The 24940-nt window shown below is 60.8% G+C and carries 30 protein-coding genes and 1 tRNA gene; 13 read left to right on the top strand and 18 right to left on the bottom strand.

What is annotated here, in order from left to right:
- Positions 1–51 precede the first annotated feature (51 nt).
- The 7 genes from U5O12_RS02495 to U5O12_RS02465 all read right to left on the bottom strand — a co-directional run bounded on the left by U5O12_RS02495 (position 52) and on the right by U5O12_RS02465 (position 5423).
- A complete protein-coding gene (locus U5O12_RS02495) occupies positions 52–270 on the bottom strand; it encodes a DUF2970 domain-containing protein (RefSeq protein WP_322577111.1) in 219 nt (72 codons plus the stop codon).
- A complete protein-coding gene (locus tag U5O12_RS02490; RefSeq protein WP_322577110.1) occupies positions 270–866 on the bottom strand; it encodes a cytochrome c oxidase assembly protein in 597 nt (198 codons plus the stop codon). The genes U5O12_RS02495 and U5O12_RS02490 overlap by 1 nt, the downstream gene beginning before the upstream one ends.
- Positions 867–868: 2 nt before the next feature.
- Entirely contained in the window at positions 869–982 is a 114-nt protein-coding gene (locus U5O12_RS02485; RefSeq protein WP_296467097.1) for a cytochrome oxidase small assembly protein, read from the bottom strand.
- Positions 982–2598 (bottom strand): cytochrome c oxidase subunit I, encoded by a 1617-nt coding sequence (ctaD, locus tag U5O12_RS02480; protein WP_322577109.1) that lies wholly within the window; start codon positions 2596–2598, stop codon positions 982–984. Before ctaD ends, U5O12_RS02485 begins: the two co-directional genes overlap by 1 nt.
- A 42-nt stretch (positions 2599–2640) precedes the next feature.
- Complete coding sequence (gene coxB / locus U5O12_RS02475; RefSeq protein ID WP_322577108.1) at positions 2641–3825, bottom strand: cytochrome c oxidase subunit II; 1185 nt, start codon at positions 3823–3825, stop codon at positions 2641–2643.
- Positions 3826–3883: 58 nt separating this feature from the next.
- Positions 3884–4360, bottom strand: a complete 477-nt coding sequence (locus U5O12_RS02470) for a DUF2244 domain-containing protein (RefSeq protein WP_322577107.1) — start codon at positions 4358–4360, stop codon at positions 3884–3886.
- A gap of 145 nt (positions 4361–4505) precedes the next feature.
- Positions 4506–5423 carry a biotin synthase gene (locus tag U5O12_RS02465; protein ID WP_322577106.1) on the bottom strand — a complete coding sequence of 306 codons (918 nt, stop codon included), beginning with the start codon at positions 5421–5423 and terminating at the stop codon, positions 4506–4508.
- 39 nt (positions 5424–5462) lie between these two features.
- Here U5O12_RS02465 and U5O12_RS02460 point away from each other — a divergent pair, with 39 nt between their 5' ends.
- Together U5O12_RS02460 and trmL are read left to right on the top strand one after the other, a co-directional pair.
- Positions 5463–6158, top strand: a complete 696-nt coding sequence (locus U5O12_RS02460; protein ID WP_322577105.1) for a ComF family protein — start codon at positions 5463–5465, stop codon at positions 6156–6158.
- A 113-nt stretch (positions 6159–6271) separates the two neighbouring features.
- Positions 6272–6745, top strand: a complete 474-nt coding sequence (trmL, locus tag U5O12_RS02455) for a tRNA (uridine(34)/cytosine(34)/5-carboxymethylaminomethyluridine(34)-2'-O)-methyltransferase TrmL (protein WP_322577104.1) — start codon at positions 6272–6274, stop codon at positions 6743–6745.
- Here the strand turns inward: trmL and U5O12_RS02450 are convergent.
- Together U5O12_RS02450 and U5O12_RS02445 are read right to left on the bottom strand one after the other, a co-directional pair.
- Positions 6742–7197 carry a MaoC family dehydratase gene (locus tag U5O12_RS02450; protein ID WP_322577103.1) on the bottom strand — a complete coding sequence of 152 codons (456 nt, stop codon included), beginning with the start codon at positions 7195–7197 and terminating at the stop codon, positions 6742–6744. The genes trmL and U5O12_RS02450 overlap by 4 nt on opposite strands.
- Before the next feature lie 64 nt (positions 7198–7261).
- Complete coding sequence (locus U5O12_RS02445; protein WP_322577102.1) at positions 7262–7882, bottom strand: ParA family protein; 621 nt, start codon at positions 7880–7882, stop codon at positions 7262–7264.
- A 41-nt stretch (positions 7883–7923) separates the two neighbouring features.
- On the opposite strand from U5O12_RS02445, the gene U5O12_RS02440 reads away from it, so the two are divergent.
- From U5O12_RS02440 to U5O12_RS02430, 3 genes are all read left to right on the top strand, one after another.
- On the top strand, positions 7924–8577 hold the full coding sequence (locus U5O12_RS02440; RefSeq protein WP_322577101.1) for an NAD(P)H-dependent oxidoreductase: 654 nt from the start codon (positions 7924–7926) through the stop codon (positions 8575–8577).
- Positions 8577–10403 (top strand): glutathione-regulated potassium-efflux system protein KefC, encoded by a 1827-nt coding sequence (kefC, locus tag U5O12_RS02435; RefSeq protein WP_322577100.1) that lies wholly within the window; start codon positions 8577–8579, stop codon positions 10401–10403. The genes U5O12_RS02440 and kefC overlap by 1 nt, the downstream gene beginning before the upstream one ends.
- Before the next feature lie 87 nt (positions 10404–10490).
- On the top strand, positions 10491–11258 hold the full coding sequence (locus U5O12_RS02430; protein ID WP_322577099.1) for a hypothetical protein: 768 nt from the start codon (positions 10491–10493) through the stop codon (positions 11256–11258).
- 21 nt (positions 11259–11279) lie between these two features.
- Here the strand turns inward: U5O12_RS02430 and U5O12_RS02425 are convergent, their stop codons facing one another.
- A complete protein-coding gene (locus U5O12_RS02425) occupies positions 11280–12035 on the bottom strand; it encodes a sulfite exporter TauE/SafE family protein (protein ID WP_322577098.1) in 756 nt (251 codons plus the stop codon).
- A 211-nt stretch (positions 12036–12246) separates the two neighbouring features.
- Here U5O12_RS02425 and U5O12_RS02420 point away from each other — a divergent pair, with 211 nt between their 5' ends.
- Positions 12247–12681, top strand: a complete 435-nt coding sequence (locus tag U5O12_RS02420; RefSeq protein WP_322577097.1) for a DUF1841 family protein — start codon at positions 12247–12249, stop codon at positions 12679–12681.
- 61 nt (positions 12682–12742) lie between these two features.
- On the opposite strand, the gene U5O12_RS02415 is transcribed toward U5O12_RS02420, so the two are convergent.
- Positions 12743–13408 carry a c-type cytochrome gene (locus U5O12_RS02415; protein ID WP_322577096.1) on the bottom strand — a complete coding sequence of 222 codons (666 nt, stop codon included), beginning with the start codon at positions 13406–13408 and terminating at the stop codon, positions 12743–12745.
- Between the two features lie 130 nt (positions 13409–13538).
- Between U5O12_RS02415 and U5O12_RS02410 the strand changes: the two genes are divergently transcribed.
- The 6 genes from U5O12_RS02410 (at position 13539) to U5O12_RS02385 (ending at position 17543) form a co-directional block, all read left to right on the top strand.
- On the top strand, positions 13539–14393 hold the full coding sequence (locus U5O12_RS02410) for a MoxR family ATPase (protein ID WP_322577095.1): 855 nt from the start codon (positions 13539–13541) through the stop codon (positions 14391–14393).
- Between the two features lie 10 nt (positions 14394–14403).
- Positions 14404–14625, top strand: a complete 222-nt coding sequence (locus U5O12_RS02405) for a hypothetical protein (protein ID WP_322577094.1) — start codon at positions 14404–14406, stop codon at positions 14623–14625.
- 3 nt (positions 14626–14628) lie between these two features.
- On the top strand, positions 14629–15222 hold the full coding sequence (locus U5O12_RS02400) for a GNAT family protein (protein WP_322577093.1): 594 nt from the start codon (positions 14629–14631) through the stop codon (positions 15220–15222).
- 20 nt (positions 15223–15242) lie between these two features.
- Positions 15243–16187: a hypothetical protein gene (locus U5O12_RS02395; RefSeq protein WP_322577092.1), complete on the top strand. Its 945-nt coding sequence runs from the start codon at positions 15243–15245 to the stop codon at positions 16185–16187.
- On the top strand, positions 16181–17395 hold the full coding sequence (locus U5O12_RS02390) for a VWA domain-containing protein (RefSeq protein WP_322577091.1): 1215 nt from the start codon (positions 16181–16183) through the stop codon (positions 17393–17395). The genes U5O12_RS02395 and U5O12_RS02390 overlap by 7 nt, the downstream gene beginning before the upstream one ends.
- Before the next feature lie 73 nt (positions 17396–17468).
- Positions 17469–17543 (top strand) — tRNA-Arg (locus U5O12_RS02385).
- 72 nt (positions 17544–17615) lie between these two features.
- Here U5O12_RS02385 and U5O12_RS02380 read toward each other — a convergent pair.
- The gene (locus U5O12_RS02380) at positions 17616–19238 is read right to left on the bottom strand and encodes an iron ABC transporter permease (RefSeq protein ID WP_322577090.1); all 1623 of its coding nucleotides are present in this window, start codon (positions 19236–19238) and stop codon (positions 17616–17618) included.
- Positions 19239–19307: 69 nt separating this feature from the next.
- Between U5O12_RS02380 and U5O12_RS02375 the strand changes: the two genes are divergently transcribed.
- Entirely contained in the window at positions 19308–20378 is a 1071-nt protein-coding gene (locus U5O12_RS02375; RefSeq protein WP_322577089.1) for an ABC transporter ATP-binding protein, read from the top strand.
- Between the two features lie 17 nt (positions 20379–20395).
- Here U5O12_RS02375 and U5O12_RS02370 read toward each other — a convergent pair whose 3' ends face one another.
- Genes U5O12_RS02370 through U5O12_RS02345 form a run of 6 tightly spaced genes read right to left on the bottom strand, consistent with a single transcriptional unit; the run spans position 20396 to position 24932 of the window.
- The gene (locus U5O12_RS02370) at positions 20396–21136 is read right to left on the bottom strand and encodes a lysophospholipid acyltransferase family protein (protein WP_322577088.1); all 741 of its coding nucleotides are present in this window, start codon (positions 21134–21136) and stop codon (positions 20396–20398) included.
- A gap of 4 nt (positions 21137–21140) precedes the next feature.
- The gene (locus U5O12_RS02365) at positions 21141–22433 is read right to left on the bottom strand and encodes a dihydroorotase (protein ID WP_322577087.1); all 1293 of its coding nucleotides are present in this window, start codon (positions 22431–22433) and stop codon (positions 21141–21143) included.
- A 13-nt stretch (positions 22434–22446) separates the two neighbouring features.
- Entirely contained in the window at positions 22447–23418 is a 972-nt protein-coding gene (locus U5O12_RS02360; protein ID WP_322577086.1) for an aspartate carbamoyltransferase catalytic subunit, read from the bottom strand.
- Position 23419: 1 nt separating this feature from the next.
- Positions 23420–23917 carry a bifunctional pyr operon transcriptional regulator/uracil phosphoribosyltransferase PyrR gene (gene pyrR / locus U5O12_RS02355; RefSeq protein ID WP_322577085.1) on the bottom strand — a complete coding sequence of 166 codons (498 nt, stop codon included), beginning with the start codon at positions 23915–23917 and terminating at the stop codon, positions 23420–23422.
- Entirely contained in the window at positions 23914–24333 is a 420-nt protein-coding gene (ruvX, locus tag U5O12_RS02350; protein ID WP_322577084.1) for a Holliday junction resolvase RuvX, read from the bottom strand. The genes pyrR and ruvX overlap by 4 nt, the downstream gene beginning before the upstream one ends.
- Positions 24330–24932, bottom strand: coding sequence for a YqgE/AlgH family protein (locus U5O12_RS02345; RefSeq protein ID WP_322577083.1), 603 nt, complete (start codon positions 24930–24932; stop codon positions 24330–24332). Before U5O12_RS02345 ends, ruvX begins: the two co-directional genes overlap by 4 nt.
- Positions 24933–24940 lie beyond the last annotated feature (8 nt).

Here is a 24940-nt window from a genome sequence, read left to right as displayed (position 1 = left end):
TTGCTCCATTCCTTCTCTAATCCAAATCTCAGAAATCCGCCGCAGCACCCATCAGGCAGCCACGACCCATTTCGCCAAACTGATCAAACCGACCACCAGCAACACAGCAGCAACCAAGCCCACCAGCACCACGTGCATGGGGTTGACCTTGGCCAAATCATCGCGGTAACCCTTGTTGCTGCGAATGCCCAGAAACGACCACGCCACCAGCTTGATACTGCGCAAGAACGACGCCTTGTCGCCGCCAGATTCAGCAGTGTTAGGTGCCATCAGGAACCTGCACTTTCTGCTGCTACTGGTTTCGCACTGGCCACCGGGGCTGCAGGCGTCTTGCCACCCACTTCAAAAAACGTGTAAGACAGGGTGATAGTGCTCACATCCTTGGACAGCTTGGGATCAATCACAAAGACCACAGGCCATGACTTCTTCTCGCCGGGCTCCAGCGTGTACTGGTTAAAGCAAAAGCATTCCAACTTGTTGAAGTGAGCAGACGCCTGCATGGGGGCATAACTCGGAATCGCTTGTGCAGACATCCGACGGTTCTGCACGTTCTGGAACTCATACACCACGGTGGTTAATTCGCCCGGATGCACTTGCAATGATCGCTGCGCAGGTTTGAATTCCCAGGGACCACGCGCATTAGCATCAAATTCCACCGTGATGGTCCGGCTGGTATCCACCTGCGTGTTGCTGGCTTGCACCCTTTGCCCGGTGAGCACCTGCTCACCTAACGCCAGGATGTTGATGCCAGTCATTTCACAAATGGTTTTGTAGATGGGCACCAGCGCATAGCCAAATGCGAACATGCCGACGGTGATCACCGCCAGCTTGCCCAACATCCGGGAGTTTTCGCGCTTGAGACCCATGCTTATTTGCCCAGCAGTACCAAACGTGCCATGAAGCCGATGAAAAAGATTGCCGCCACCGAGGCCAAAATCAGGCCCAGGCGTGTGTTGGCTTTCTTTTGCTCGGGCGTAGCCATCAGCCTATCACCTTGGTTGCAGTGGCATCCAGCTTGGGTGGGTTTTCAAACGTGTGGAAAGGCGCAGGCGAGGGGACTTCCCACTCAAGACCTTCAGCAGCTTCCCAAGGTTTTTGGGGCGCTTTTTCTCCCTTGCCCATCATGGCAGGCAACACCACCCACACAAAGAAGTACACCTGCGCCAAGCCGAAGGCAAATGCGCCCACTGTAGCCACAGCATTGAAATCTGCGAACTGCATCGGGTAATCGGCATAACGGCGGGGCATGCCGGCCAGACCCAGGAAGTGCATGGGGAAGAAGGTGACGTTGAAAGCAATCAAGGACCACCAGAAGTGAATCTTGCCGCGGGTTTCGCTGATCATCATGCCAGTCCACTTGGGAGCCCAGTAGTAGAACCCGGCAAACATGGCATACAAAGAGCCAGCAACGAGCACGTAGTGGAAGTGGGCCACCACGTAGTAGGTGTCCTGCAGCTGGATGTCGATAGGTGCCATGGCCAGAATCAGGCCGGTGAAACCACCCATGGTGAACACAAAGATGAAGCCCACCGCAAACAGCATGGGGGTTTCAAACGTCATGGAGCCTTGCCACATGGTGGCAATCCAGTTGAAGATCTTCACGGCCGTAGGCACGGCGATCAGCATGGTCGCGTACATGAAAAACAGCTGGCCTGTCACCGGCATGCCGGTGGTGAACATGTGGTGGGCCCAAACGATGAAGGACAAGATGGCAATAGAGGATGTGGCGTACACCATGGAGGCGTATCCGAACAACTTCTTGCGTGCAAAGGCGGGAACAATCTGACTAACGATGCCGAAGGCCGGCAAGATCATGATGTACACCTCGGGGTGGCCGAAGAACCAGAAGATGTGCTGGTACATCACGGGGTCACCGCCGCCAGCGGGGTTGAAGAAGCTGGTGCCGAAATGACGGTCTGTCAGCGTCATGGTGATGGCGCCAGCCAACACTGGCATCACAGCAATCAGCAGGTAGGCAGTGATAAGCCAAGTCCAGCAGAACATAGGCATCTTCATCAGTGTCATGCCGGGGGCACGCATGTTGAGGATGGTCACGATGATGTTGATCGAACCCATGATGGAGGATGCGCCCAGGATGTGCATGGCAAAAATACCAGCGTCCATGGAGGGGCCCATTTGCAGAGTCAGGGGCGCATAGAGCGTCCAACCAGCGGCGGGTGCACCACCAGGCATGAAGAACGAGGCAACCAGCATCAGCGCTGCAGGAATCATCAGCCAAAAGCTGAAGTTGTTCATGCGGGCAAAAGCCATGTCGCTAGCACCAATTTGCAAAGGAATCATCCAGTTCGCAAAACCGACGAAGCCAGGCATGATGGCGCCGAACACCATGATCAGACCGTGCATGGTGGTCAGCGAGTTGAACAACTCAGGGTTCACCAATTGCAAACCAGGTTGGAACAACTCGGCGCGAATCAACAAAGCCAAGATGCCACCAATGATCAACATGGTGAACGAGAACAAAAGGTACAAAGTACCAATGTCTTTGTGGTTGGTCGCAAACACCCAACGCTGCCAGCCGGTGGGGGCGTGGTGGTGGTCGTCATGGGCGTGGTCGTGATGGTCTAGTACGGCGCTCATTCTGATGTCCTTCTCAATTCTTTGCGTTCTGTCGGGGGAGCATTACTTGCGCAATGCCAGCACATCAGCCGGCTGCACCAGTTGACCCGTCTTGTTGGACCAGTTGTTCTTGGTGTAGGTGATCACGGCAGCAATATCGGTGTCGCTCAGGGACTTCCATGCCGGCATGGCACCATTGTTTTGGCCATTCAACAGCACCAGGATTTGCTTGTTCTTGTCGGCATCCAGCACTACAGCAGAGCCATCCACTGGTTTGATCGCGCCAGCGCCCTTGCCATTGGCTTGGTGGCAAGCAGCGCAGTTTTGGGCGTAGACCTTTTCACCGCGTTTGGAGATATCGTCCAAAGTCCAAACCTTGCTGGGGTCATCCAACTTGGCAGCCATTTTCTTCTGCTCGGCAGCTACCCAGACGGAGTAATCTTCCGCAGACAACACCTTCACGTGGATGGGCATGTAGGCATGCTCCTTGCCGCACAGTTCGGCGCATTGACCGTAGTAGTCGCCCACCTTTTCAGCGCGGAACCAGGTATCGCGCACGAAGCCGGGAATGGCATCTTGCTTGATACCGAAGGCCGGAACCATGAAGGCGTGAATCACGTCGTTGGCTGTAGTAATGATGCGGACCTTTTTGTCCACAGGCACCACCAGAGGATTGTCCACTTTGAGCAGGTAGTTGTCGACCGACTCGCCCTTCTTGGGGCCACCGGCATTGGACATGGCACGCTGGTCACTGTCTAGCGTAGAGACGAAACCGATGCCCTCGCCTTCACCTTTGAGGTAGTCATAGCCCCACTTCCACTGCATGCCGGTGGCCTTGATGGTCAAGTCGGCGTTGGTAGTGTCCTTCATAGCCACGACAACCTTGGTCGCTGGGAGGGCCATCAGGATCACGATCACAAACGGAACGATGGTCCAGATGACTTCCACCGTTACCGACTCGTGGAAGGTGGCAGCCTTATAGCCCTGCGATTTGCGGTGTTTCCAGATGGAATAAAACATCACGGAGAACACGGCAACGAAAATCACTGAACACACAATGAGCATGAACCAGTGCAACCACTGCTGCTCTTGGGCAATCTTGGTCACCGCGGGCGCCAAATTCAGTTGGTTGACTGCAGGCCCGCCAGGCAAGTCATTGACAGCGTGTGCCAAGCTCATTGCTCCTGTGCCAATCCATGCGCCCACCGCCAACAAGGGGGTAGCCAGTTTGTTCAATATGCTCTTCATCGTGTTCACTTTTCTAAGCCCCAAAACAACCAAATGCGCAGGCACCACGCCCTGCCAGTCAGGCAGTGCGCAGCGCAAGTCGGATCTCTTTGGCGAGTAGCGGACGCAACTCTGGCCTGACGAACCGACCAACCCGGATGGATTGACCACTGCCCGAAAGTTCGATTAACGAACCATCACCGGCACGCGGCTCCACCCTCACCCATTCACTTGAAAACTCGGCGCGCTCCAGCTTGCCAGCACACTCCAATTCAACGACAAGACGCCCTCCTCGCAGGGAGATGCGCTCGCCATCAGCAGCATGCCGGGCATACACCAGAAACGCCAATCCCACTGCGGCCAGCTCGAGTGATGCAAAGGGAATCACCAACGTAGCGCCCTGAAACCAGAAAAACATTCCAATTCCAAGCGACACCACACACAGTGACACATACAGCCAGACCAGTTGCCACGGGGTAACCGAACAGTTACGCCGCAAAGACCACTGAACATGCCGCCCTTGTACCGTCGCAAAGCGAAAAACCAAATTCGTCATGCGTCTTGCCCGAATAGGCCCGGCATTTACAGAGCCGGGACGAGACTGCAGGGGGAAATGCCATTACCTCTTATTCCTAACATTGTAGTCGAGACAATCTATTGATACGTCTCAAAAAGGCACACCGCCAGCCTCGGGTAAATGCTTAGGAGCCGCTTTTGGAGCCTGCTGGTCCGTGCTTGAGAACCGCTCGCATTTGCTCCAGTGAAACCGTCGTCTCGGCTTGCACATGCAAGCGCGGTGCTGGCTTGAAAGCATGGCCGTACACCACCTCAAAAGTCAGCTGCAAACGGCCATCACCCGCTGGAGACGCCAAGCCTTCGGTCAATGCGGCGTGCAGGCGATCCAGCCAAGCGCGCGAACGCAGACCGCCAAACCGCTGGGGGTGCAGGTTGCGGCCCAAGCCCCGCAATTCGGCCAAAAGGCTTTGCGGGGTTGAATAGGTCAAGGTGATGCGTTCCATGTCCATCACGGGTTCGGCAAAACCGGCATGCACAAGCATGTCACCCCAATCATGCATGTCGGTGAATTCATGTGAGGGCACAGGCCAGCCCATACGGGCATAGACAGACCGTAGCTCGCGCAGGGTGTCCGGCCCCAAACAGGAAAACATGGCAAAACCGTCGACGGCAATGAGGCGATGCCACTCTGCAATAAGCGCCTCGGGGTCGGCCGCCGTGTGGAGCGCCATATTGGCCCACACCATCTGGACCGGTTGCGCTGGCGCCCTAAATTTGACCTTCGGACCACCCCACCCACCAGGGCTCCACCAGGGTTTTGCTATCAATTTGAGAGCTGCTTGCGCACGCTCCGCCGTGCTTTCAAGCACAAAACACTCTGAATCTGGATATCGATTGCCCAGCAAACCTTGGGCCTGCAAACCGCCCTGCAAAGCACCCCAGTGCACCCATCGTTGTGGCTTTTGCACGATCCACTGCAAACGCTCCTCCATGCGGCGCGCCACCTCTTCATGCAACCAAGGGGACTCGCTTTGCCGGGGTAGCAATGTGGCCCAGCGGGTGGCCGCTACAGGGTCGATGGTGGGAGGGCGCTGGGAGCTCATGGGATGGGTGCGTAAAGCGCTGGCGAGTATATTGCCTGCATGTTCCGCCAGCTGATCCAGGGGGTATCAAGGCACCTGCCCAGTCGGTGCTTTGTATGCCATGCGTGGCCAACCCAAGCGGTGTGCGAACACTGTGTTGCGCAATTCGCGCAGCCGGTGTACCGCTGTGAGACCTGTGCCTTGCCCCTGCCTGCTGGCATGCCACGCTGCGGCACATGCATCACGGCGCCACCGTTGTGGGATGCTGCACTGGCTGCCGTGCCCTATGCCTACCCCTGGTCGCGTCTGGTTGTGGAATTCAAGTTCCAGCAACATCCGGCATGGGCGCGCACTTTGGCAACTTTGATGCGCAGTGCCCCCTGGGTGGAGCCTGCACTCGACAGCGCGCATTTGGTGCTCCCCCTGCCCCTGTCCACCCAGCGCCTGCAAAGTCGCGGCTTCAACCAGGCTTTGGAACTGGCGCGCCACTTGGCGCCGGACAAGGCAGACGCCGACCTGCTGCTGCGCGTGCGCGATACACCACCCCAAAGCAGCCTGCCGCGCCACGAGCGCTTGCGCAGTGTGGAAGGTGCGTTTGCAATGGAACCGCTGCGCGCCGGCGAACTGCGCGACCGACGGGTAGTCTTGGTCGACGATGTAATGACCAGCGGAGCTTCGTTACACGCCGCCAGCACCGCCCTGCGCGCGGCTGGCGTGGCGCATCTCACCGTACTGGTGTTCGCACGAACGGAATAGAAATCGCCTCACGGTCGCACACGACTTATCGCTCTCTGTCCACGAGGGGTCACATTTCACCTTGGTGCGGCCCGGCGGCAAAATGCTCGCTGGGGTCACGCGACAATAGCGGCATGTTTCATATCGTCTTGGTCGAACCCGAAATCCCCCCCAACACGGGCAACGTCATCCGCCTGGCGGCCAACACGGGCTGCACGCTGCACCTGGTGGAGCCGCTGGGCTTTTCGATGGACGACAAGCACATGCGCCGCGCCGGGCTGGACTACCACGAGTACGCGGCGCTCAAGCGCCATGCGGATTGGCAAGCCTTTCTGGACACCGAACAGCCCGCCATCGACCGCATGTTCACGCTGACCACACGTGGCACGCGCAGCCCCTATGCGGTGGCATTTCAGCCCGGTGACTGGCTGGTGTTTGGCTCGGAAACCAAGGGAATTTCCGACACGGTGCGTGCCCACTTCGACGGAGAACGCAGCCTGCGCTTGCCCATGCTGGCGGGGCAACGCAGCCTGAACCTGTCCAACGCGGTGGCGGTTACCGTGTTCGAAGCCTGGCGGCAGCAGAACTTCGCCAACCCGTCAGCCTAAGGGTACTGGCGCACCAGCGATTCAGCCACGCAAACCGGCTTGGCCGCGCCCTCGCGCTCCACGCTCACCTCCCAAGTCTGCTGTACGCCACCGTTGTCGATGGGATCACTCGCCAGCAGCTTCAGCTGCGCGCGCAGGCGGCTGTTCACGGGAACCGGAGCGATGAACCGCACCTTGTTGAGGCCATAGTTCACGCCCATGCGGACCGCAGTCACGGTGAGCGCACTTTCAAAAAAACGGGGAATCAGCGAGAGAGTAAGAAAGCCGTGTGCGATGGGCGCACCAAACGGACCGGCCTTGGCACGCTCCACGTCCACATGGATCCACTGGTGGTCACCTGTGGCTTGGGCAAACAGGTTGATATGGTCCTGGGTGACGGTAATCCACGCGCTGGTGGCCACATGTTGGCCCACCAGGGCGGAGAGTTCGGCAAGGGTGGCAAAGGTTTTCATGCTGCCCACTGTAGTCAGCCGCAACGCACCGGCGTGTCCACCGGGTGACAAACGGGCGCAGCGCTTACTTCGCGTCCAGCCACTGGCAGATGGGCTGCCACTGCACCAGGTCACGCTCCACCCGGCCCGGCGCCACGTCAAACACCGTGAGGCCGCGGGCCGATAGCTGGATGTAGTTCTGCGTATCGCGCACAAAACCCAGCACCGGCAGGCCCAGGCTGTCCACAAAGGTGTGCAGCTGTTCGGCCGCGCGCGTGCGCTCATCCACCCGCATGCCCACAATGCCGATTTGGGTCTTGGCAGCCTGGGCACTGTCGGCCAGTTCGTCCAGAAATGCGCGCGTGGCAAAAATGTCGAACACACTGGGCTGCAGCGGCACCACCACCTTGTCGGCAAGCTTGAGCACCTCCTTCAGGCGCTTGCCATGCAGGCCGGCCGGGGTGTCCAGCACCACATGGGTGGTTCCCTTGGGCGGTTTGGCGATTTGCTCGTCGCTCAGGTCCCAGCCTTTGATGGGGCGCGCCCCGGTGGGGCGCAGGCTCAGCCAGAGCCTGGAGGACTGTTGCCGGTCGGCGTCGCCCAGCATGACGGCATGCCCCTGGGAAGCAAAGTAGCCCGCGATCTGAGTAGACAGGGTGGACTTTCCGACCCCGCCTTTGGGATTGGCGACAACAACCACGGGCATACACGACTCCTTGGAGGGTGGAACTGCGCTATGTTATCGGCATGGACACCGAACACCAAGCACCGCCCACGACACCCGCCCAACCTGTTTATGTGGTCGCCGCCCACCCCAACTGGCGTGAATCCCGCGTCAACCGGCGCCTGCTGCAGGCGGCGCGCAGCGCTGATACAGCCACCGTGTGTGACCTGTACGCCCGTTACCCGGACTACAGCATCGCCGTGCCGACGGAACAGGCGCGGCTCCAAGCGGCGCAGCTGGTGGTGCTGTTGCACCCGGTGCAGTGGTACTCCATGCCCGCCCTGCTCAAGCTCTGGCTGGACGAGGTACTGACCCACGGCTGGGCCTATGGCGGTGGCAAGGCGCTGCAGGGCAAAGACCTGTGGCTGGTGGCCACCACCGGCGGTCCTGAGGATTCGTACCACCCGCAGGGCTACAACCGCTATTTTTTCGACGCCTTCCTGCCACCCTACGAACAGACCGCCGCCCTGTGTGGCATGCGTTTTCTTCCACCTTTGGTGCTACACGGCGCACACCGGGTCGACAGCAGCGAGGTAGACGCGCACGTGGCCATGTTTGCCAATCGTCTGGCCAGCTACCCTCAGTGGCCCGAGCTGGACGAGATGGAAAGTTGCCCGGCCTGCGTGGTGCCTGACACCGACCGGCCTGCACACGAAGCCTTGGGGGAGCAACCCTGATGGAACACGCACCGACCTGGCTGATCAACAGCTTTATCTATTTGAGCGCGGCGGTTATCGCCGTGCCCCTCTCCAAAGCCCTGGGCCTGGGCGCCATCATTGGCTACCTGGCTGCGGGCATTGCCATCGGCCCCTGGGGCCTGGGCCTGGTGACCAATGTGGAAGACATCCTGCACTTTGCCGAATTTGGCGTGGTGCTGATGCTCTTCCTCGTAGGGCTGGAGCTGGAGCCCAAGCGGCTGTGGAACCTGCGCCGCTCCATCTTTGGCTGGGGCAGCGTGCAGGTGCTGGGCTGCGCGCTGGTGCTGGCTTTGGTGGCGGTGGCGTGCGGCGTGGGCTGGCGCCTGGCCGTGGTGGCGGCGCTGGGTCTGGCCCTGTCCAGCACCGCGATTGCGCTGCAGGTGATGGGCGAACGCAACCTGCTGCCCACCCGCAGTGGCCAAGCGGCCTTCTCCATCCTGCTGTTTCAGGATGTGGCCGCCATTCCGATCTTGGCGCTGCTGCCGCTGCTGGGCGTCGTTTCAGTGACAAATGAGGCCTCAGCCCCCGTGGAATATGCGCAAGCAGCTATCAAAATCATAGCTGTCATTGCCGGCATCGTGCTCGGTGGGCGATTGCTCATTCGCCCGCTGCTGCGCTGGATTGCGCGCTCCAAGACACCTGAAATCTTTACCGCCGCAGCGCTGCTGCTGGTGGTGGGCATTTCGGCGCTGATGCTGCTGGTGGGCCTCTCCATGGCGCTGGGCGCGTTTCTGGCCGGTGTGCTGCTGGCCGAGAGTGAATACCGGCGCGAGCTGGAAACCGACATCGAGCCGTTCAAGGGCCTGCTGCTGGGCCTGTTCTTCATTGCCGTGGGCATGAGCATCGACTTTGGCGTGCTGCTGGCCTCGCCCGGTCTCATGGCGCTGGTGGTGCTGGGCTTTCTGGCGGTCAAGGGCTTGGTGATCTACACGTTGGCACGGCACATCCAGCTGCCCTTCCAGGAGCGCCCGGTGTTCACGCTGCTGCTGGCCCAGGGTGGCGAGTTTGCGTTTGTGGTGTTCCAGGCTGCGGCTGGTGCGAAGGTATTCCCGGCCGAGACCGCCTCACTGCTGATTGGCGCGGTGGCCGTGTCCATGCTGCTGAGCCCGCTGATCCTGGTGGCGGTGGACCGACTACTGCTGCCGCGGTACGCACACCGCAAGGTGACCACACTGGAAGAAATCTCGGAACAACAAGAGGCGCCCATCGTGATTGCAGGCTTTGGCCGCTACGGCCAGATTGTGGGTCGCATGCTCACGGCCGAGGGCATTGCCACCACCGTGCTGGACCATGACGCCGAGATGATCGAGGTGGCGCGCAACATTGGCTACCGCGTGTTTTATGGCGACGCCACCCGCCTGGACCTGCTGCGCACCGCAGGCGCGGCCACGGCCAAGGTGCTGGTGGTGGCGGTGGACGATGTGGAGCAATCGCTGGAAATTGTGGACTTGGCGCAGGCCCACTTTCCGCAGCTGCAGATTGTGGCGCGCGCGCGCGACGTGACCCATTGGAACCAGCTACGCGACCGCGGCGTGGTGCGGGTGGAGCGTGAACTGTTCGAGTCCAGCCTGCGCAGCGCCCGCAGCGTGCTGGAGCTGCTGGGCCACGAGCCCCATGCGGCGCGCCAGACAGCCATGCGCTTTCGCCAACACAACCTGGAGCTGTTTGAGAAGCTGCACCCGCATTACAAAGACAGCTCCAAGCTGATTGCCGTGATCAAGCAGGGCCGCCAGCAACTGGAAGAACAAATGGCGCAGGAGCGCGCTGAGCAGGCCCAGCGCCGCCCCCATGGCTGGGATCCATGAGTCAGCCAGAATCACTCCTTTGGGGGATGGCCCTCCACCGCCCGAGCCGGTAGCATCGCTGCAATTGAAATTTCAGGGAGACAAGTTTTGCGAAATAGCCACACCGCACGCCTGACCGCGTGCCTTTGGACCGGCCTGCTGGCCCTTGCCACGTCCACCCAAGCCCAAGTGGCCTACGACAAGATTGAGCCAGGCACCACCCTCACGGCAAGCGGCATTGCCCTGGGCCTGTTTGCCAAACCCATTCCGCTGCCCGAAGGCAATTGGGCGGTCGTCAGCCGAACCGAAGTGGACCTGCCCCTGACCGGCGGACGCAGTGACGGACCGAGCAGCACGCCCCGTGTGTCACTCACCTTGCGCCGGCTGGACCAGGGGGACAGCCCGCTATTTGCCGTGGTGGTCCAGTTCACCCCCAATTCGATTCCCATCAATTGGGGCAATCGCCCTTGCACCAACAACAACCCACTGGGCTTGGTCGACAACTTCAATGTGGACGCCAACGTCATGCTCTACGCCTGCGCGCGCGGCGATGCGTTGTACAACCTGCGCCAAATCGTCAAGGACGCCCCCACCGGGCCCGACAACTGGTTCAAGGCGCATCTTTCGGGCCTGGCACCCCACGCCGACGAGTTGCCCAACAGCGCCGTGGCGGTCGATATCAACAGCAACAAGTTTCGCGGCAAGGCCATGAACATCACCTTCTTGCTGCGGGCCGATGCCAATGCCGATGTGAACTTGGCCTACCGCCAACACTTGCAAGCGTGGATGCACGACACGGGCCTGCGCTGGATGAAGGTCGTCAACAACGACGCCACGGACTTGCCTGGCCCGGCTACCTACTTGGCGTCGAAATAAGCCTGCACGCGGGACTCCGCGTCAGGCCAGACCATCCCACAAGAGCTTCACACCCGTCAAAAACATGCCGGCATACAGGAAGCGATAAAACAGCACCTGGCTGATGCGCCGCGCCAGGCGCACCCCAACCCACACGCCCACGGGCGCGATGGGCAGCAGCACCAGGCTGGTGGCCATGTTGCGCATATCCAGCAGGCCCAACATGCCGTAGGGAATCCACTTGCTCAGGTTCACTACAAAGAAGAAAAATGCCATGGTGGCGGTGAACTTGATGGGGCTGAGCTTGAGCGGAATCACATAGGCGTTGATAGGGGGGCCGCCTGCATGGGCAATGAAACTGGTAAAGCCCGAGGTGGCCGTGAGGATGGCACCGAGCCACCGCGGCGGCGGCGGGCTGTTGGGCTGGGGCGGAAACAGCAGGCGCTGCGCCAGAAACAGCAGCGTGAAGCCGCCCACCATGGCAGCCACGGTGTGGGGATTGAGTACCTTGAACAGCAGCGCCCCAATTGCAATACCCACCAGCCCGCAGGGAATCAAAAACTTCAAGAGTTTGAGATCAAAGTCTTTGCGGAATGCGGCCATGCCCAGCACGTCCATCAAAAAAAGTACGGGCATCAGAATCGCCGCCGCCTCGGGCACGCTCACCGCCAGCGCCATCATGGGTACGGCCAAAGACCCAAACCCCGCGCCAAAGCCGCTTTTGCTCACGCCCAGCAGCAGCACGGCAGGAATGGTGACGGCATAGAAAAACGGATCGGTGATGATCGGAAGATTCATGAATATGGATGATTCGAGGCTCTAGAGCCCGTGGATATTGCGCAAGCAGCTTCCAAAATCATAGCAACCCGTCACGCCAAACGCGTGCCAGTACCAGCGCCTTGCCCTGCTCCACACTGGTGCAAATGGTACACAGGGCTGGGTACCCGCTCCGCCAAGGGCATGTCCGCAGGCCCATGCCGGAGTGGCAGACGCATGCTAACCTTGGCCCATGTTCAGCCCCTCCCAAGAAGACGTACGTCGATTTTTTTGTGCCACTTATGCCAAGGCACGCAGTGGTGTTGCGCTGGAAGCTATTGAAACCATAGCAGCGCAGTGGATGGACGAGCACCCCGAGTACGCCGCCGACTTTGCCGACGTGGACACCGCGCTGGCCACCCTGTACGAAGCGACCGAGGGCCGCACCAACCCGTTTTTGCACCTGAGCATGCACCTCTCCATCAGCGAGCAGTGCAGCATCGATCAGCCGCGCGGCATCCGCCAGGCGGTGGAGTTGCTCACCCACAAGCGCAATTCGCTGCACCAGGCGCACCATGAAGCCATGGAATGTTTGGGCACCATGCTGTGGGAAAGCCAGCGCGCGGGCCGGCCGCCTGACGGCAACGCCTACATCGCCTGCGTGCAACGCCACGCCACCAAAGACTAAGCCTCCGAAAGAGCCATAAAAAAAGCCGCTGAAAAGCGGCTTTGGGTCAGGGGCGTGCGGCTTAGCGGAAGCGGCTCTGCGGCACAACCTTCAGTTCGGTGGGCAGCTTGCCCAGGTAGTTGGACAGCTCTTTGAGCTCGGCATTGGTGAACTGCTTGGCCACACCACCCATGATGGCGTTGCTGCGGCCGATTTGGGCATTGCCTTCCACCTTGTAGGACTTCAGAGCCACAAACAGGTAATCGCTGTGTTGGCCGGCAATCTTGGGATAGGTGGGGTCGATGGGCTTGCTGAACGAATCGCCGTGGCAGGAAGCGCAGGCGCCTTTGGTCAACAAGGCATTTACTTTTTCGGAGGCGTCAGGCGCCTTGGCCAAAGCCGGGGCGCCTTCGACGACACCGCTGGCTTCGTAGTAAGCAGCCAAGTCGGCGATGTCTTGGTCGGTCAAGGAAGCAGCAATACCGCGCATGGAGGCGTGTTTGCGGTCCCCGGCTTTGTAGGCGTTCAGGGCGGAGGCAATGTACTTGCCGCCCTGGCCAGAGATCTTGGGCACCTTGTGGATTTCGGGGAAGCTGGCTTGGTAACCCACGATGCCGTGGCAACCAATGCACATGGCGTTCTTCTTTTCGCCAGCCTTGATGTCACCCTGAACGCCCTGGGCGTGGGCAGCGAAAACGGTCACAGAGGCGACAAGCGCAGCGGACACGGACAAGAGGAATTTGTTCATTTTGCGGGGACAATCCAGACGGTGATTGATATAAATCAGCTTGCCGATTATATCGACCACCATCCGTGCCCTTTGCAGGCTTTTTCTGCATTGTTTGGTCCGACCACTCCTTGCCCTGTTCGCACCCGCCATGAAATTCCACGGAACCAAGAACTACGTCGCCACCCAGGACCTGATGCTGTCGGTCAACGCAGCCATCACGCTGCAGCGCCCGCTGCTGGTGAAAGGCGAGCCCGGCACCGGAAAAACCATGCTGGCCGAAGAAGTGGCTGCTGCGTTGGACATGCCCCTGCTGCAGTGGCACATCAAGTCCACCACCAAGGCCCAACAAGGCCTGTATGAATATGACGCCGTGAGTCGTCTGCGCGACTCGCAGCTGTCCGACATCGATGGCGGCGAACGTGTCAAGGACATTCAAAACTACATCATCAAGGGCGTGCTGTGGCAAGCCTTCACCGCCGACAAGCCGGTGGCGCTGCTGATCGACGAGATCGACAAGGCCGACATCGAATTCCCTAACGACCTGCTGCGCGAAATCGACCGCATGGAGTTTTATTGCTACGAAACGCGTGAACTCATCAAGGCCAAGCACCGCCCGCTGGTGTTCATCACATCCAACAACGAAAAAGAGCTGCCCGACGCGTTTCTGCGCCGCTGCTTCTTCCACTACATCAAGTTCCCCGACGCCGCCACCATGCAAAGCATCGTGGACGTGCACTTCCCCGGCCTCAAGAAAGAGCTGGTCAGCGCCGCGATGAAGACCTTTTTTGAAGTGCGCGGCCTGCCCGGTCTGAAGAAAAAGCCTTCCACCAGTGAACTGCTGGACTGGCTCAAACTGCTGATGGCCGAAGACATCCCGTTAGAGGCGCTGCAAAGCAAGGACGACAAGATGGCCGTGCCACCGCTGGTGGGCGCGCTGTTGAAGAACGAACAGGACGTGACATTGTTTGAAAAACTGATGTTCATGCAACGCCACAACCGCTGAGCCACACCCCATGAAAAACAATCCAATCATCGAAGGCGTGTCTGACGCCGTGGGCTTTGTAGGCGGTGCGCTGCTCGGCTTTTGGGCGGGCCGCCTGCTGGGGCTCGATGTGTTTGCCCCCGGCTATGGCACGGCCAGCATTGGCGGCATTGTGCTGGTGGGCTTGGGCGGTGGCCTGGGCCTGCAACTGGCACGCCGCTGGCGCAACCGCAACCAAGACAAGAAAGACTAGCCCATGGCGTTTGTCGAAGCCGTTACCCTGAGCGCCCGCGGTGTCAAACTGGTGCCACTGGGCCTGGAACATGAAGCCGGCCTGCGCGCCGCCGCTGCCGATGGCGAACTCTGGAAGCTGCGCATCACCTCGGTGCCCGAACCGGAACAGACCCGCAAATACATCGAAGACGCGCTGGCCATGCGCGAGGCGGGCAACCGCTTTGCCTTCGCGGTGCTGGAGGAATCTACCGGCCGCGTGCTGGGCTGCAGCAGCTACCACGACATCGTGCAAGCGGTGAAGCGCGTGGAAATCGGCTGGACCTGGTATGCCAAAAGCGTCCAGCGCAGCCATGTCAACACCACGGCCAAGCTGCTGCTTATGACGCATGCGTTTGAAACCCTGGGCTGCCACGTGGTGGGCTGGCGCACCGACAACTTCAACTTCAAATCCCAGGCCGCCATCGAACGCCTGGGCGCCAAAAAAGACGGCGTCCTCCGCGGCCACGCCCTGCGCCGCGACGGCACCATTCGCGACACCGTGATGTACAGCATGCGCGGCGGCGAATGGGCCGAGGCCAAGGCCCAGTTGTTGTACCTGCTGGACAAGTCGCGCTAAGAAATGGTGGGCGGTGGCATATGAATCAGTTGCCCAAGATCGTTATCGCTTTAGCTGCGCTCTTTGCAAGCCTTTGTTCCGAGGCGGGCAGTCCTGCAGACCTGACGGGCGTACATCAAGAGCAAACTAAGTGTGACCGCAGCAACGGAGTGAACGGCCCCGCCTACATGGCTTCATGCTATGAGGGATATGTGCATCAACATGGCATGCGGTATTCCCTAGTGCAAAACGGTGAGAATATCTGCGGCAGTTTTGACGCCTGCGGTGGCTTCAATTGCAACAAAATCTACTCTGGGGAAGTCGTTGGTCGAGTTCGGGGAGACAAAGTCACTTTGTACGTTGCTGACGGCCACCGTGAATACGGTGAAGCCAACGTCGAGGTATTTAAGATCTCGGCACGTGGAGAGCTTCTGGCTGCAGACAGTGGGGAGCGCGTATTTACAAAGACATCCGCTGGAGTTATCTCGCCGAAAGAGAAGTCTCGTTGTCAACCTAAGTTCAACGAACCTGTGCTCCTAAAAGACTACGAACTGGGCATCCAAGGGACCCGTCCCCATCTAGATAAATTTGAACCACCGCAAAAGCCCGCTCACAAACCTCCCAAACAATACACAACGACGCTAAAAAGCACCACCGGAACCGTACGCCTGCAGGACGCACCGCGCGCGCAAGGAAATCTGATTCCCCGTATGGTCTGGATTCACAACACCACGAGTAAACATTGGAATCTATCGGCAGAATCGACCTCTGGAGCAGATGAAGACGAAGCTTGTCAAAAGTGGCTTGAAGACAGCGAGAAGAAGTCCGATTCTTACGTCTGGGCTTACGACAAAAACTACCCGACAGCATCCATTCCACCAAAGTCAACGCGCTACACGCGGATCTGTGCGGGTGATACCTTGAATCTAGAAAAGGGCTTACCAGAATGCCCGAAATTCCAATGCCTGAGGACATGTAGATGTTGATCGACTTCTTCTACACCCTGCGCTCCGCCAAGCTGCCTGTCTCGGTCAAGGAATACCTGACCTTGCTGGAAGCGCTGAAGAAAGGCGTGGTGGGGCCCAAGACGCCACAGCCCGAGGATGTGTCTGAGCCCAGCGGCTACAGCATTGACGACTTCTACTACCTGGCCCGCACTGCGCTGGTGAAGGACGAGAAGCACTACGACAAGTTCGACCGCGCCTTTGCCGCCTATTTCAAGGGCGTGGAGATGATTGCGGACTTCACAAAGGAGATTCCGGCCGACTGGTTGCGCAAGAACCTGGAGAAATTCCTCACGCCCGAAGAGCAGGCCAAGCTGCAGGCCATGGGCTGGGACGAGCTGATGGAGACGCTCAAAAAACGCCTGGAAGAGCAAAAAGAACGCCACGAGGGCGGCAACAAATGGATAGGCACCGGCGGCACCTCGCCGTTTGGCGCGTATGGCCAAAACCCGCAGGGCGTGCGCATCGGCCAGGACAAGGGCCGCAACAAGAGCGCGGTGAAGGTGTGGGACCAGCGCGCCTACAAAGACTACGACGACACCCAGGAGCTGGGCACGCGCAACATCAAGGTGGCGCTGCGCCGCCTGCGCAAGTTTGCGCGCGAAGGCCATGAGGACGAGCTGGACCTGGACGCCACCATCGCCAAGACGGCGGCCAACGCGGGCTACCTGGACATCAAGATGCGGCCCGAGCGCCACAACAATGTGAAGGTGCTGCTGCTGATGGACGTGGGCGGCACCATGGACGAACACATCCAACGCGTGGAAGAGCTGTTCAGCGCGGCCAAGACGGAGTTCAAGCACCTGGAGTTTTATTACTTCCACAACTGCGTCTACGACTTCATGTGGAAGAACAATCGCCGCCGCTTTGCCGAGAAGTTCGAGACTTGGGACATCATCCGCAAGTACAACAAGGACTACAAGCTGATCTTTGTGGGCGACGCGACCATGTCGCCGTATGAAATCCTGCAGCCCGGCGGCAGCGTGGAATACAACAACGAAGAGGCCGGCGCCGAGTGGCTGCAGCGCCTGCTGCACGCCTTCCCCAAATTCGCATGGATCAACCCCGAGCCGCAAGGCGTGTGGCAGTACCGCCAGAGCATCAGCGTGATCCAGGAGATCGTGGGGCACAAGATGTACCCGCTCACCCTCAAGGGCCTGGAAGAGGCCATGCGCCACCTGACCAAGTAATGTCCTTGCGGGACAGACCTTCAGCTCTGTCCCCAACCGATCAGAAGCTCCCCCTTACAATCCCGGCTCGCTGGTCTCCGTAGTTCAATGGATAGAACGGTCCCCTCCTAAGGGACAGATACAGGTTCGATTCCTGTCGGGGGCACCAGCCTCTTCAAATCACTATCAATATAGTAGCTGCTCGCGCAATATCTACGCGGGCTACAGCCCTATTTGGCTCTTAAACCTTGCTGCGCAGGGTCCGGCTCAGCATCACCACCGGAATCAGCCCCACCAGCACCAGCGCGAGGCTGGGCACGGCGGCTTCGCCCAAGCGCTCGTCGCGGGCCAGCTGGTAGGCCACCACGGCCAGGGTGTCGCTGTTGAAGGGGCGCAGCACCAGGGTAGCGGGCAGCTCTTTCATCACGTCCACAAACACCAGCAGCGCCGCGGCGGCGGTAGACCGGCGCAGCAGTGGCCAGTGCACACGCACCAGGGTGCCTGCGTCGCTGGTGCCCAGCATGCGGGCGGCGTCGTCCATGCTTACCGGAATGCGCGCGTAGCCGCTTTGCAAGGATTGCAGCGCCACCGCACAAAAGCGCACCAGGTAAGCCCAGACAATGCCCAGCGCCGTGGCGGTGACAAAGTAACCCACCTGCCACTCGGGCTGCCAAGCCTGCACCCAGCCCACCGGCAGCAGCAGGCCGACCACCACCACCGCACCGGGAATGGCGTAGCCCAAACCCGCCAGCTGGACCGCCACCCGCGGCGCCCAGTGACTGCTGCGCCGCGCGCCATAGGCCAGCGCGAGCGCAATGCCCACCGCCAACACGCTGGTGATACCGGCCAGGCGCACGCTGTTCAGGGCCCATTCGCCAAAGCGGCTCCAGGGAAGCTCGTTTTGCTCCACCCACAGCGGGCGCAGCATAAAGACCACCGGCAACACAAAACCCATGAGGATGGGCAGCGCACACACCAGCCAGGCCCATGCGGCGCGGTGCCCCATGAGCCGCACGGGCTGGGCATCGCTGGCGTTAGCGCGTGCGCCCTTGCCCGAGGCAAAACGCATGCGCGCCTGGGCGCGCTGCTCCAGCCACAACAACAGGGCCACCAGTGCAAGCAGCAGCGTGGCCAGTTGGGCTGCGGCAATGCGGTTGTCCATGGCCAGCCAGGCCTTGTAAATGCCAGCGGTAAAGGTTTGGATGCCGAAGTAGCTGGACACACCAAAGTCCGCCAGCACCTCCATCAGCGCCAGCGCCACCCCCGCCGCCACGGCCGGACGCGCCAGCGGCAGCGCGACCACCGCCATGCGCCGCCCCAAGCCTGCCCCCATGAGCCGGGCCGCTTCCATTAAATGGCTGGCCCGCTCCGACAAGGCCGTGCGCGCCAGCAGGTAGACATAGGGGTAGAGCACAAAAGTAAACACCCAGGCGGCGCCGGCCACGCTACGCACCTCGGGGAACACCCGCCCCTCCACCTGCAGCCAGGCACGCACACTGGTTTGCAGCGGGCCGCTGAACTGCAAAAAATCGGTGTAGGCGTAAGCCACCACATAGGCCGGCATGGCCAGGGGCAGTAGCAGCGCCCACTCAAACACCCGCCGGCCCGGAAAGTCAAACAGCGTGACCGCCGCCGCCGTGCCCAGGCCCACCAGCACCACTCCCAGACCCACCATCAGGCACAGCTGCACGGTGGTCCAGGCGTATTCGGGCAGCACGGTGCGCGCCATTTCCTGCACGATCTGAAGCGACTGCGCGCCCGACTCGCCCCAGGGCAGCCAGGCACCGAATACGGCCACCACAGGCAGCAATAACGCCGCAACAAACAAGACCAAGGGGATGCGCGTGAGGCGCGATAAAGACATAGGGAAAGTAGGGGTCGCAGGCAGATGGATGGGTACTAAATGAGAATTGTAAGCATCTACAATGCCAGCATGTTTCTAGAAGTCTCTCAGCTGCAGGTGCATTACCCAGGCCGTGCACAGGCGGCGGTGCAAAACGCATCACTGGGCCTGCGGGCCGGAGACATCGGGGTGCTGATTGGCCCCTCTGGTTGCGGCAAGACCACCCTGCTACGTGCCGTGGCCGGGCTGGAACCCGCCAGCGGCGGACATATCCGCCTCGGCGGGGCCATGGTCAGCTCGGCCCAAAGCAGTGTGCCAGCCCAAGAGCGCCGCATTGGCATGGTGTTCCAGGACTACGCCCTCTTCCCCCACCTGGACGTGGCCCGCAACGTGGGCTTTGGCATCCACCAGTTGCCTGCGGCCGAACGTGCAGCGCGTGTGGCAGAAGTGCTGGAATGGGTGGGCCTTTCCGGCCAGGAACAGCGTTACCCGCATGAACTGTCGGGCGGACAGCAGCAGCGCGTGGCGCTGGCCCGTGCGCTGGCGCCGCGCCCCCAGCTGCTGCTGCTGGACGAGCCGTTTTCCAACCTAGATGTGGACCTGCGCGAGCGCTTGGCGCATGAGGTACGCGGCATCCTCAAGACTGCAGGCGCTACTGCCCTGTTTGTCACCCACGACCAGATGGAAGCCTTTGCCATTGGCGACATGATTGGCGTGATGCACGAAGGCACGCTGCACCAGTGGGACGACGCCTACACGCTGTACCACCGCCCGGCCACCCGGTTTGTGGCAGATTTCATTGGCCACGGGGTGTTCGCCCCCGCCACGATCGCGCTGCAGGGCGGTGCGCCGGTGGTGCACACCCCGCTGGGCGTGCTGCAAGATGTGAGCGAATGCCCGCTGCCTAGTGCCTACCCGAAGGGCGAGTGTGATGTACTGCTGCGGGCCGATGACATCGTGCATGACGACGATGCCCCGGTGAAAGCCGAGATCCTGCGAAAGTCGTTTCGGGGGTCTGAGTTTTTGTACACGCTGCGGCTGGACAGCGGGCTGACAGTGATGGCCCATGTGCCCAGCCACCACGACCACAAGCTGGGCGAAAAAATTGGCATTCGTCCCCAGGTGGACCATGTGGTGACCTTCAACCGCCTGGCGGCCTGAAGGCCTTGCGCCGCGGGCTAACGGTCGGCGCGCAAGTCCACCACGGCTTGGTGCAGATCGGCCGCCCAGCTCCGGCGGTCGCGCCCTTCTGGCAACTGCACTGTCCCAAAACTCACCACCGCCTGCAGACCATCCGTCTTGAGCGTGCGCCAGAGCGAGTCGAGCAAACTGTCGTCCCCAATGTAGCAAGGCGCAAAGCTGTGCTGCCCGGTAGTGCCGTCACAAAAATGCAAACCCACCGGCTGCACGGGCGCTTGGGCCGCAATGGCGGCCTGCAACATGTTGGCGTGGAAGGGCCGCACCGTGGTGCCATCGCCCGTGGTGCCCTCGGGGAACACGGCCAACACATCACCGGCCGCCAGACGTTCGGCCATGTGGTGCACCACGCGCATGGCGTCGCGGCGCGACTCGCGTTCGATGTACAGCGTGCCCGCGCCATTGGCCAGGGTGCCCACGATGGGCCAGTGCTGTACCGAGGCCTTGGAGATAAAACGGCAGTGCCGTGCCGCGTGCATGACCACGATGTCCAGCCAGGAGATATGGTTGGCCACCAGCAGCACCGGCCCAACCGCCGGCGGCTGACCAATCACTATCAATTTAATAGCTAGTCGCGCAAGCATTTCGCGGGCCCAGGCCTGAACTTGTGCATCACGCTCAGGTTGTTGCAGGCGCGGGAACACCCAGCGGATACGCCAGGCGCCCGCCAGCACGTGAACCAGCACGCGCCAGAGTCGCCAACAGGCCTGGATGCGGGCCATGGGCTCAGGCCACAAAGGCCACACGCCCAGCCACCACCGTGGCACGCACGCAACCCGGCAGCTCGTAGCCGCTGAAGGGCGTGTGTCGCCCATGGCTGCGCAGGCCTGCAGGGTGCACTACCCAGGCAGCTTTGGGGTCGAAGACACACACATCAGCCACACCGCCCACCACCAAGCGGCCCAAGCTGTCTGCCAACGCACCGGGAGCGCGGCCCAAAACGTGCGCCGCCCGGCTACTCACCACAGCAACGGCGTCGTTGAGGCCCAAGCCGCTGTCTTGCGCCCACTTGAGCGACAAACTCAGCAGCAACTCCAGACCCGTGGCCCCAGGCTCACTCTCGGCAAACGGCAGGGTCTTGGCGTCGTCATCCACCGGCGTGTGGTCGGACACCAGGGCGTCGATCGTGCCGTCAGCCAAACCGGCACGCAGGGCGTCGCGGTCACGCTGCTGACGCAGGGGCGGGTTCAGGCGCGTACGGCTGTCGAAATAGCCAATGTCAAGATCCGTCAGGTGCAGCGAATTGATGCTGACGTCGCAGGTGATGGGCAAGCCCTCGGCCTTGGCCTGGCGCACCAAGGCCACACCAGCTGCGCTGCTGATGCGGCACAGGTGCACGCGCGCCTGGGTGGCGCGGACCAACTCAAAAATGGTGTGCAGCGCGATGGTCTCGGCGGCCACCGGCACACCAGACAAGCCCATGCGTGTGGCGAGCGGGCCGCTGGCCGCGACACCCTTGCCCAGGTGGTATTCCTGCGGGCGCAGCCACACGCTGTAGCCGAAGCTGCTGGCGTACTGCAGTGCCCGCTGGGTGACTTGGGTATTGACCAAAGGCACCTCGGCCTGGCCAAACCCGACACAACCCGCATCGGCCAGCTGCTGCAGGGGTGCCAGCACCTCGCCTGCGAGGGCTCGGGTGAGCGCCCCCAGAGGAAGAACTCGCGGGCCGCCTTGCATCTGGGTGCGGTAGTGCAACATTTCCACCAGACCGGCTTCGTCCAGCACGGGCTGGGTGTCTGGGGGACACACTAGTGTGGTGACCCCCCCTGCTGCTGCTGCGGCACGCTCGCTGCTGAGCTGGCCCGCTTGCGGCTTACCGGACTCGCGCAAGCGCGCACACAGGTCCACCAAACCGGGCACCACCACATGGCCCTGCGCGGCAATGGTCTGGTCGGGAACAAAGCCCGCAGGCACATCACCCAGGGCAAGAATGCGGCCGTCGGCAATTGCCACGTCGGCCAACTGGTCGGTACCGCTGGCAGGGTCTACGACGCGTCCACCTTGAATCAACAGCTTCATTTTTATTCCTCTCTCAGCGTGGATCTGCATCGTTGCCCGCCACGATGCCCATCACCGCCATGCGCACGGCGATACCAAAGGTCACCTGCGGCAGGATCACGCTTTGCGGCCCGTCCACCACCGCAGAGTCAATTTCCACGCCACGGTTGATGGGGCCGGGGTGCATGACAATGCAATCCGGCTTGGCCAGTTGCAGCTTCTCGGGCGTGAGGCCAAAGCTCTTGAAATACTCTTGGGTGGACGGCAGCAGGGCACCACTCATGCGTTCGTTCTGCAAGCGCAGCATGATGATGACATCACAGTCTTTGATGCCCTCCTCCAGCGTGTGGCACACCCGCACCCCCATGGCCGACAGGTCAGAGGGCACCAGTGTCTTGGGACCGACCACGCGCACTTCAGCTGCGCCCAGGGTGGTCAGCGCATGGATGTCGGACCGCGCCACCCGCGAGTGCAGCACATCACCCACGATCGCTACCGTGAGGTTGGAAAAGTCTTTCTTGTAGTGCCGGATGGTGTACATGTCCAGCAGGCCTTGCGTGGGGTGCGCGTGACGCCCATCGCCCGCATTGATCACATGCACGTGGGGCGCCACGTGCTGGGCAATCAGGTAGGGAGCGCCGGACTCGCTGTGGCGCACCACAAACATGTCCGCAGCCATGGCACTCAGGTTGGCAATGGTGTCGAGCAGCGATTCACCCTTGGATGCGCTGGAACGGGCGATATCCAGATTGATGACATCGGCAGAAAGGCGCGTGGCGGCAATCTCGAAGGTGGTGCGGGTGCGGGTGCTGTTTTCAAAAAACAGGTTGAACACGCTCTTGCCGCGCAGTAGCGGCACTTTCTTTACTTCGCGGTCGTTAACCGATACGAAGTTGGAGGCGGTGTCCAGGATGTGGGTCAGGATGCTTTTGGGCAGGCCCTCGACCGACAGCAGGTGCACCAGCTCGCCGTGTTTGTTGAGTTGGGGGTTGCGTTTGTAGAGCATGTCAGGCTTCCTGCACATCAAAGGAGAACACCCCTGCGTCACTGCGCGCCAGTGCCAGTGACTGGGTGGGCGCCACACTCACCCGCGCCGCTGCAAAGTCCGGCTGGATCGGTAGCTGGCGACCACCGCGGTCCACCAACACGGCCAGTTGCACCGAGGCCGGGCGTCCAAAGTCAAACAGCTCGTTGATGACAGCACGCAAGGTGCGCCCGGTGTAGAGCACATCATCTAGCAACAAGATCTGCGCACCATTCACATCAAACGGCAGCTGGGTTTGACCGCCGGAGGACAGGCCGCGCTGGGCGAAGTCGTCGCGGTGCATGGCGGAAGAAATACTGCCCGCCTTGCCCGGCAGCTTCAAGTCAGCCTGCAGGCGCTCGGCCAGCCAGGCACCACCTGAGGTGATGCCCACCAAGCGGGTGTCCGCTGTACACAACTGCCGCACACCGCGCTGCAGTTCGCGGTACAGCGCCTCCGCATCTAATGCCAGGATACTCACGTCAAACTCCTCAAAAATTGTTCCAGGATGATGCAGGCTGATGCTGCATCCGCATCCTTAGCACCCGAGCTGATAGCCTCGGTGGTGCTGTAACGCTCATCCACCTCAAACACCGGCAAACCAAAGCGACCGCTGAGCTGCCGACCAAATTTTTTGGCCCGCGCGGTGTTCTCGTGCGCAGCGCCATCAGGGTGATAAGGCACACCGATCACGATCGCTTCGGGTTGCCACTCCTTGAGCTTGGCGGCTACGCCGTCGAACCGGGCGTTGCCCTCGGCATGGATGGAGCCCTGGGGCTGCGCAGTCTTTAACAAGCGATTGCCAACCGCGACTCCGGTGCGCTTCAGTCCAAAATCAAAAGCAATAAATGTCGTCAGATGGGCAGGCACAGGCACAGGCGCAGCCGGTGCGTTCATGCGTGCCCCGCTTGCGTGGAGATCATCCAGGCCTGCAGGCCTAGCAAGGCCAGTGCCTTGTCGTAACGCTGCTCAACCGGCGTATCAAAAATGATGGCCTGGTCTGCGTCCACCGTGATCCAGCTGTTCTCACCCAATTCCGTTTCCAGTTGCCCCCCTGCCCAAGCGGAGTACCCCAAGGAAACCAGCACTTTGCGTGGCCCTGAGCCGCTGGCAATCGCTTCGAGCACATCTTTGGACGTGGTCATCTCCAACCCACCGGGAATGGTCATGGTGGAGGCGTAGAGGGAGGCTTTGGTAGTGTCAGCGCCGGGCACTTCAGTCGCCTCGTGCAAGACGAAACCACGTTCAGTTTGGACCGGCCCGCCCTGGAACACGCGATTGCCCTGCAAGTCGCTGCGTTGCATGGGTAGGTCAATCTTCTGAAACAAGGCCTTGAGGTCCATGTCTGCCGGCTTGTTGATTACCAAGCCCAGCGCCCCTTTGCTGTTGTGTTCACACACGTAGACCACACTTTTGGAAAAAAGGGCGTCTTCCAATCCGGGCATTGCAATCAAAAAATGGTTGGTGAGATTGAAGGGTGCAGAATGGCCGGACATCCACGGAT

This window comes from Rhodoferax sp. (assembly GCF_034519335.1).
Taxonomy (GTDB): domain Bacteria; phylum Pseudomonadota; class Gammaproteobacteria; order Burkholderiales; family Burkholderiaceae_C; genus Allorhodoferax.
The sequence above is the reverse complement of the archived record's forward strand: the minus strand, read 5'-3'. Positions and strand labels throughout refer to the sequence as shown.

Excerpts from the sequence above, each read along its gene's own strand:
- U5O12_RS02415 (WP_322577096.1), bottom strand. The coding sequence starts at position 13,408 with ATGAACAAATTCCTCTTGTCCGTGTCCGCTGCGCTTGTCGCCTCTGTG.
- ctaD (WP_322577109.1), bottom strand. The coding sequence starts at position 2,598 with ATGAGCGCCGTACTAGACCATCACGACCACGCCCATGACGACCACCAC.
- U5O12_RS02495 (WP_322577111.1), bottom strand. The coding sequence starts at position 270 with ATGGCACCTAACACTGCTGAATCTGGCGGCGACAAGGCGTCGTTCTTG.
- U5O12_RS02460 (WP_322577105.1), top strand. The coding sequence starts at position 5,463 with ATGTTCCGCCAGCTGATCCAGGGGGTATCAAGGCACCTGCCCAGTCGG.
- U5O12_RS02490 (WP_322577110.1), bottom strand. The coding sequence starts at position 866 with ATGGGTCTCAAGCGCGAAAACTCCCGGATGTTGGGCAAGCTGGCGGTG.
- U5O12_RS02380 (WP_322577090.1), bottom strand. The coding sequence starts at position 19,238 with ATGTCTTTATCGCGCCTCACGCGCATCCCCTTGGTCTTGTTTGTTGCG.
- U5O12_RS02405 (WP_322577094.1), top strand. The coding sequence starts at position 14,404 with ATGAAAAACAATCCAATCATCGAAGGCGTGTCTGACGCCGTGGGCTTT.
- coxB (WP_322577108.1), bottom strand. The coding sequence starts at position 3,825 with ATGAAGAGCATATTGAACAAACTGGCTACCCCCTTGTTGGCGGTGGGC.
- U5O12_RS02365 (WP_322577087.1), bottom strand. The coding sequence starts at position 22,433 with ATGAAGCTGTTGATTCAAGGTGGACGCGTCGTAGACCCTGCCAGCGGT.
- U5O12_RS02345 (WP_322577083.1), bottom strand. The coding sequence starts at position 24,932 with ATGTCCGGCCATTCTGCACCCTTCAATCTCACCAACCATTTTTTGATT.
- U5O12_RS02360 (WP_322577086.1), bottom strand. The coding sequence starts at position 23,418 with ATGCTCTACAAACGCAACCCCCAACTCAACAAACACGGCGAGCTGGTG.
- U5O12_RS02440 (WP_322577101.1), top strand. The coding sequence starts at position 7,924 with ATGGACACCGAACACCAAGCACCGCCCACGACACCCGCCCAACCTGTT.
- U5O12_RS02425 (WP_322577098.1), bottom strand. The coding sequence starts at position 12,035 with ATGAATCTTCCGATCATCACCGATCCGTTTTTCTATGCCGTCACCATT.
- U5O12_RS02450 (WP_322577103.1), bottom strand. The coding sequence starts at position 7,197 with ATGAAAACCTTTGCCACCCTTGCCGAACTCTCCGCCCTGGTGGGCCAA.
- kefC (WP_322577100.1), top strand. The coding sequence starts at position 8,577 with ATGGAACACGCACCGACCTGGCTGATCAACAGCTTTATCTATTTGAGC.
- U5O12_RS02395 (WP_322577092.1), top strand. The coding sequence starts at position 15,243 with ATGAATCAGTTGCCCAAGATCGTTATCGCTTTAGCTGCGCTCTTTGCA.
- U5O12_RS02420 (WP_322577097.1), top strand. The coding sequence starts at position 12,247 with ATGTTCAGCCCCTCCCAAGAAGACGTACGTCGATTTTTTTGTGCCACT.
- U5O12_RS02485 (WP_296467097.1), bottom strand. The coding sequence starts at position 982 with ATGGCTACGCCCGAGCAAAAGAAAGCCAACACACGCCTGGGCCTGATT.
- U5O12_RS02375 (WP_322577089.1), top strand. The coding sequence starts at position 19,308 with ATGTTTCTAGAAGTCTCTCAGCTGCAGGTGCATTACCCAGGCCGTGCA.
- U5O12_RS02400 (WP_322577093.1), top strand. The coding sequence starts at position 14,629 with ATGGCGTTTGTCGAAGCCGTTACCCTGAGCGCCCGCGGTGTCAAACTG.
- U5O12_RS02410 (WP_322577095.1), top strand. The coding sequence starts at position 13,539 with ATGAAATTCCACGGAACCAAGAACTACGTCGCCACCCAGGACCTGATG.
- U5O12_RS02470 (WP_322577107.1), bottom strand. The coding sequence starts at position 4,360 with ATGACGAATTTGGTTTTTCGCTTTGCGACGGTACAAGGGCGGCATGTT.
- U5O12_RS02445 (WP_322577102.1), bottom strand. The coding sequence starts at position 7,882 with ATGCCCGTGGTTGTTGTCGCCAATCCCAAAGGCGGGGTCGGAAAGTCC.
- trmL (WP_322577104.1), top strand. The coding sequence starts at position 6,272 with ATGTTTCATATCGTCTTGGTCGAACCCGAAATCCCCCCCAACACGGGC.
- U5O12_RS02370 (WP_322577088.1), bottom strand. The coding sequence starts at position 21,136 with ATGGCCCGCATCCAGGCCTGTTGGCGACTCTGGCGCGTGCTGGTTCAC.
- U5O12_RS02465 (WP_322577106.1), bottom strand. The coding sequence starts at position 5,423 with ATGAGCTCCCAGCGCCCTCCCACCATCGACCCTGTAGCGGCCACCCGC.
- ruvX (WP_322577084.1), bottom strand. The coding sequence starts at position 24,333 with ATGAACGCACCGGCTGCGCCTGTGCCTGTGCCTGCCCATCTGACGACA.
- U5O12_RS02390 (WP_322577091.1), top strand. The coding sequence starts at position 16,181 with ATGTTGATCGACTTCTTCTACACCCTGCGCTCCGCCAAGCTGCCTGTC.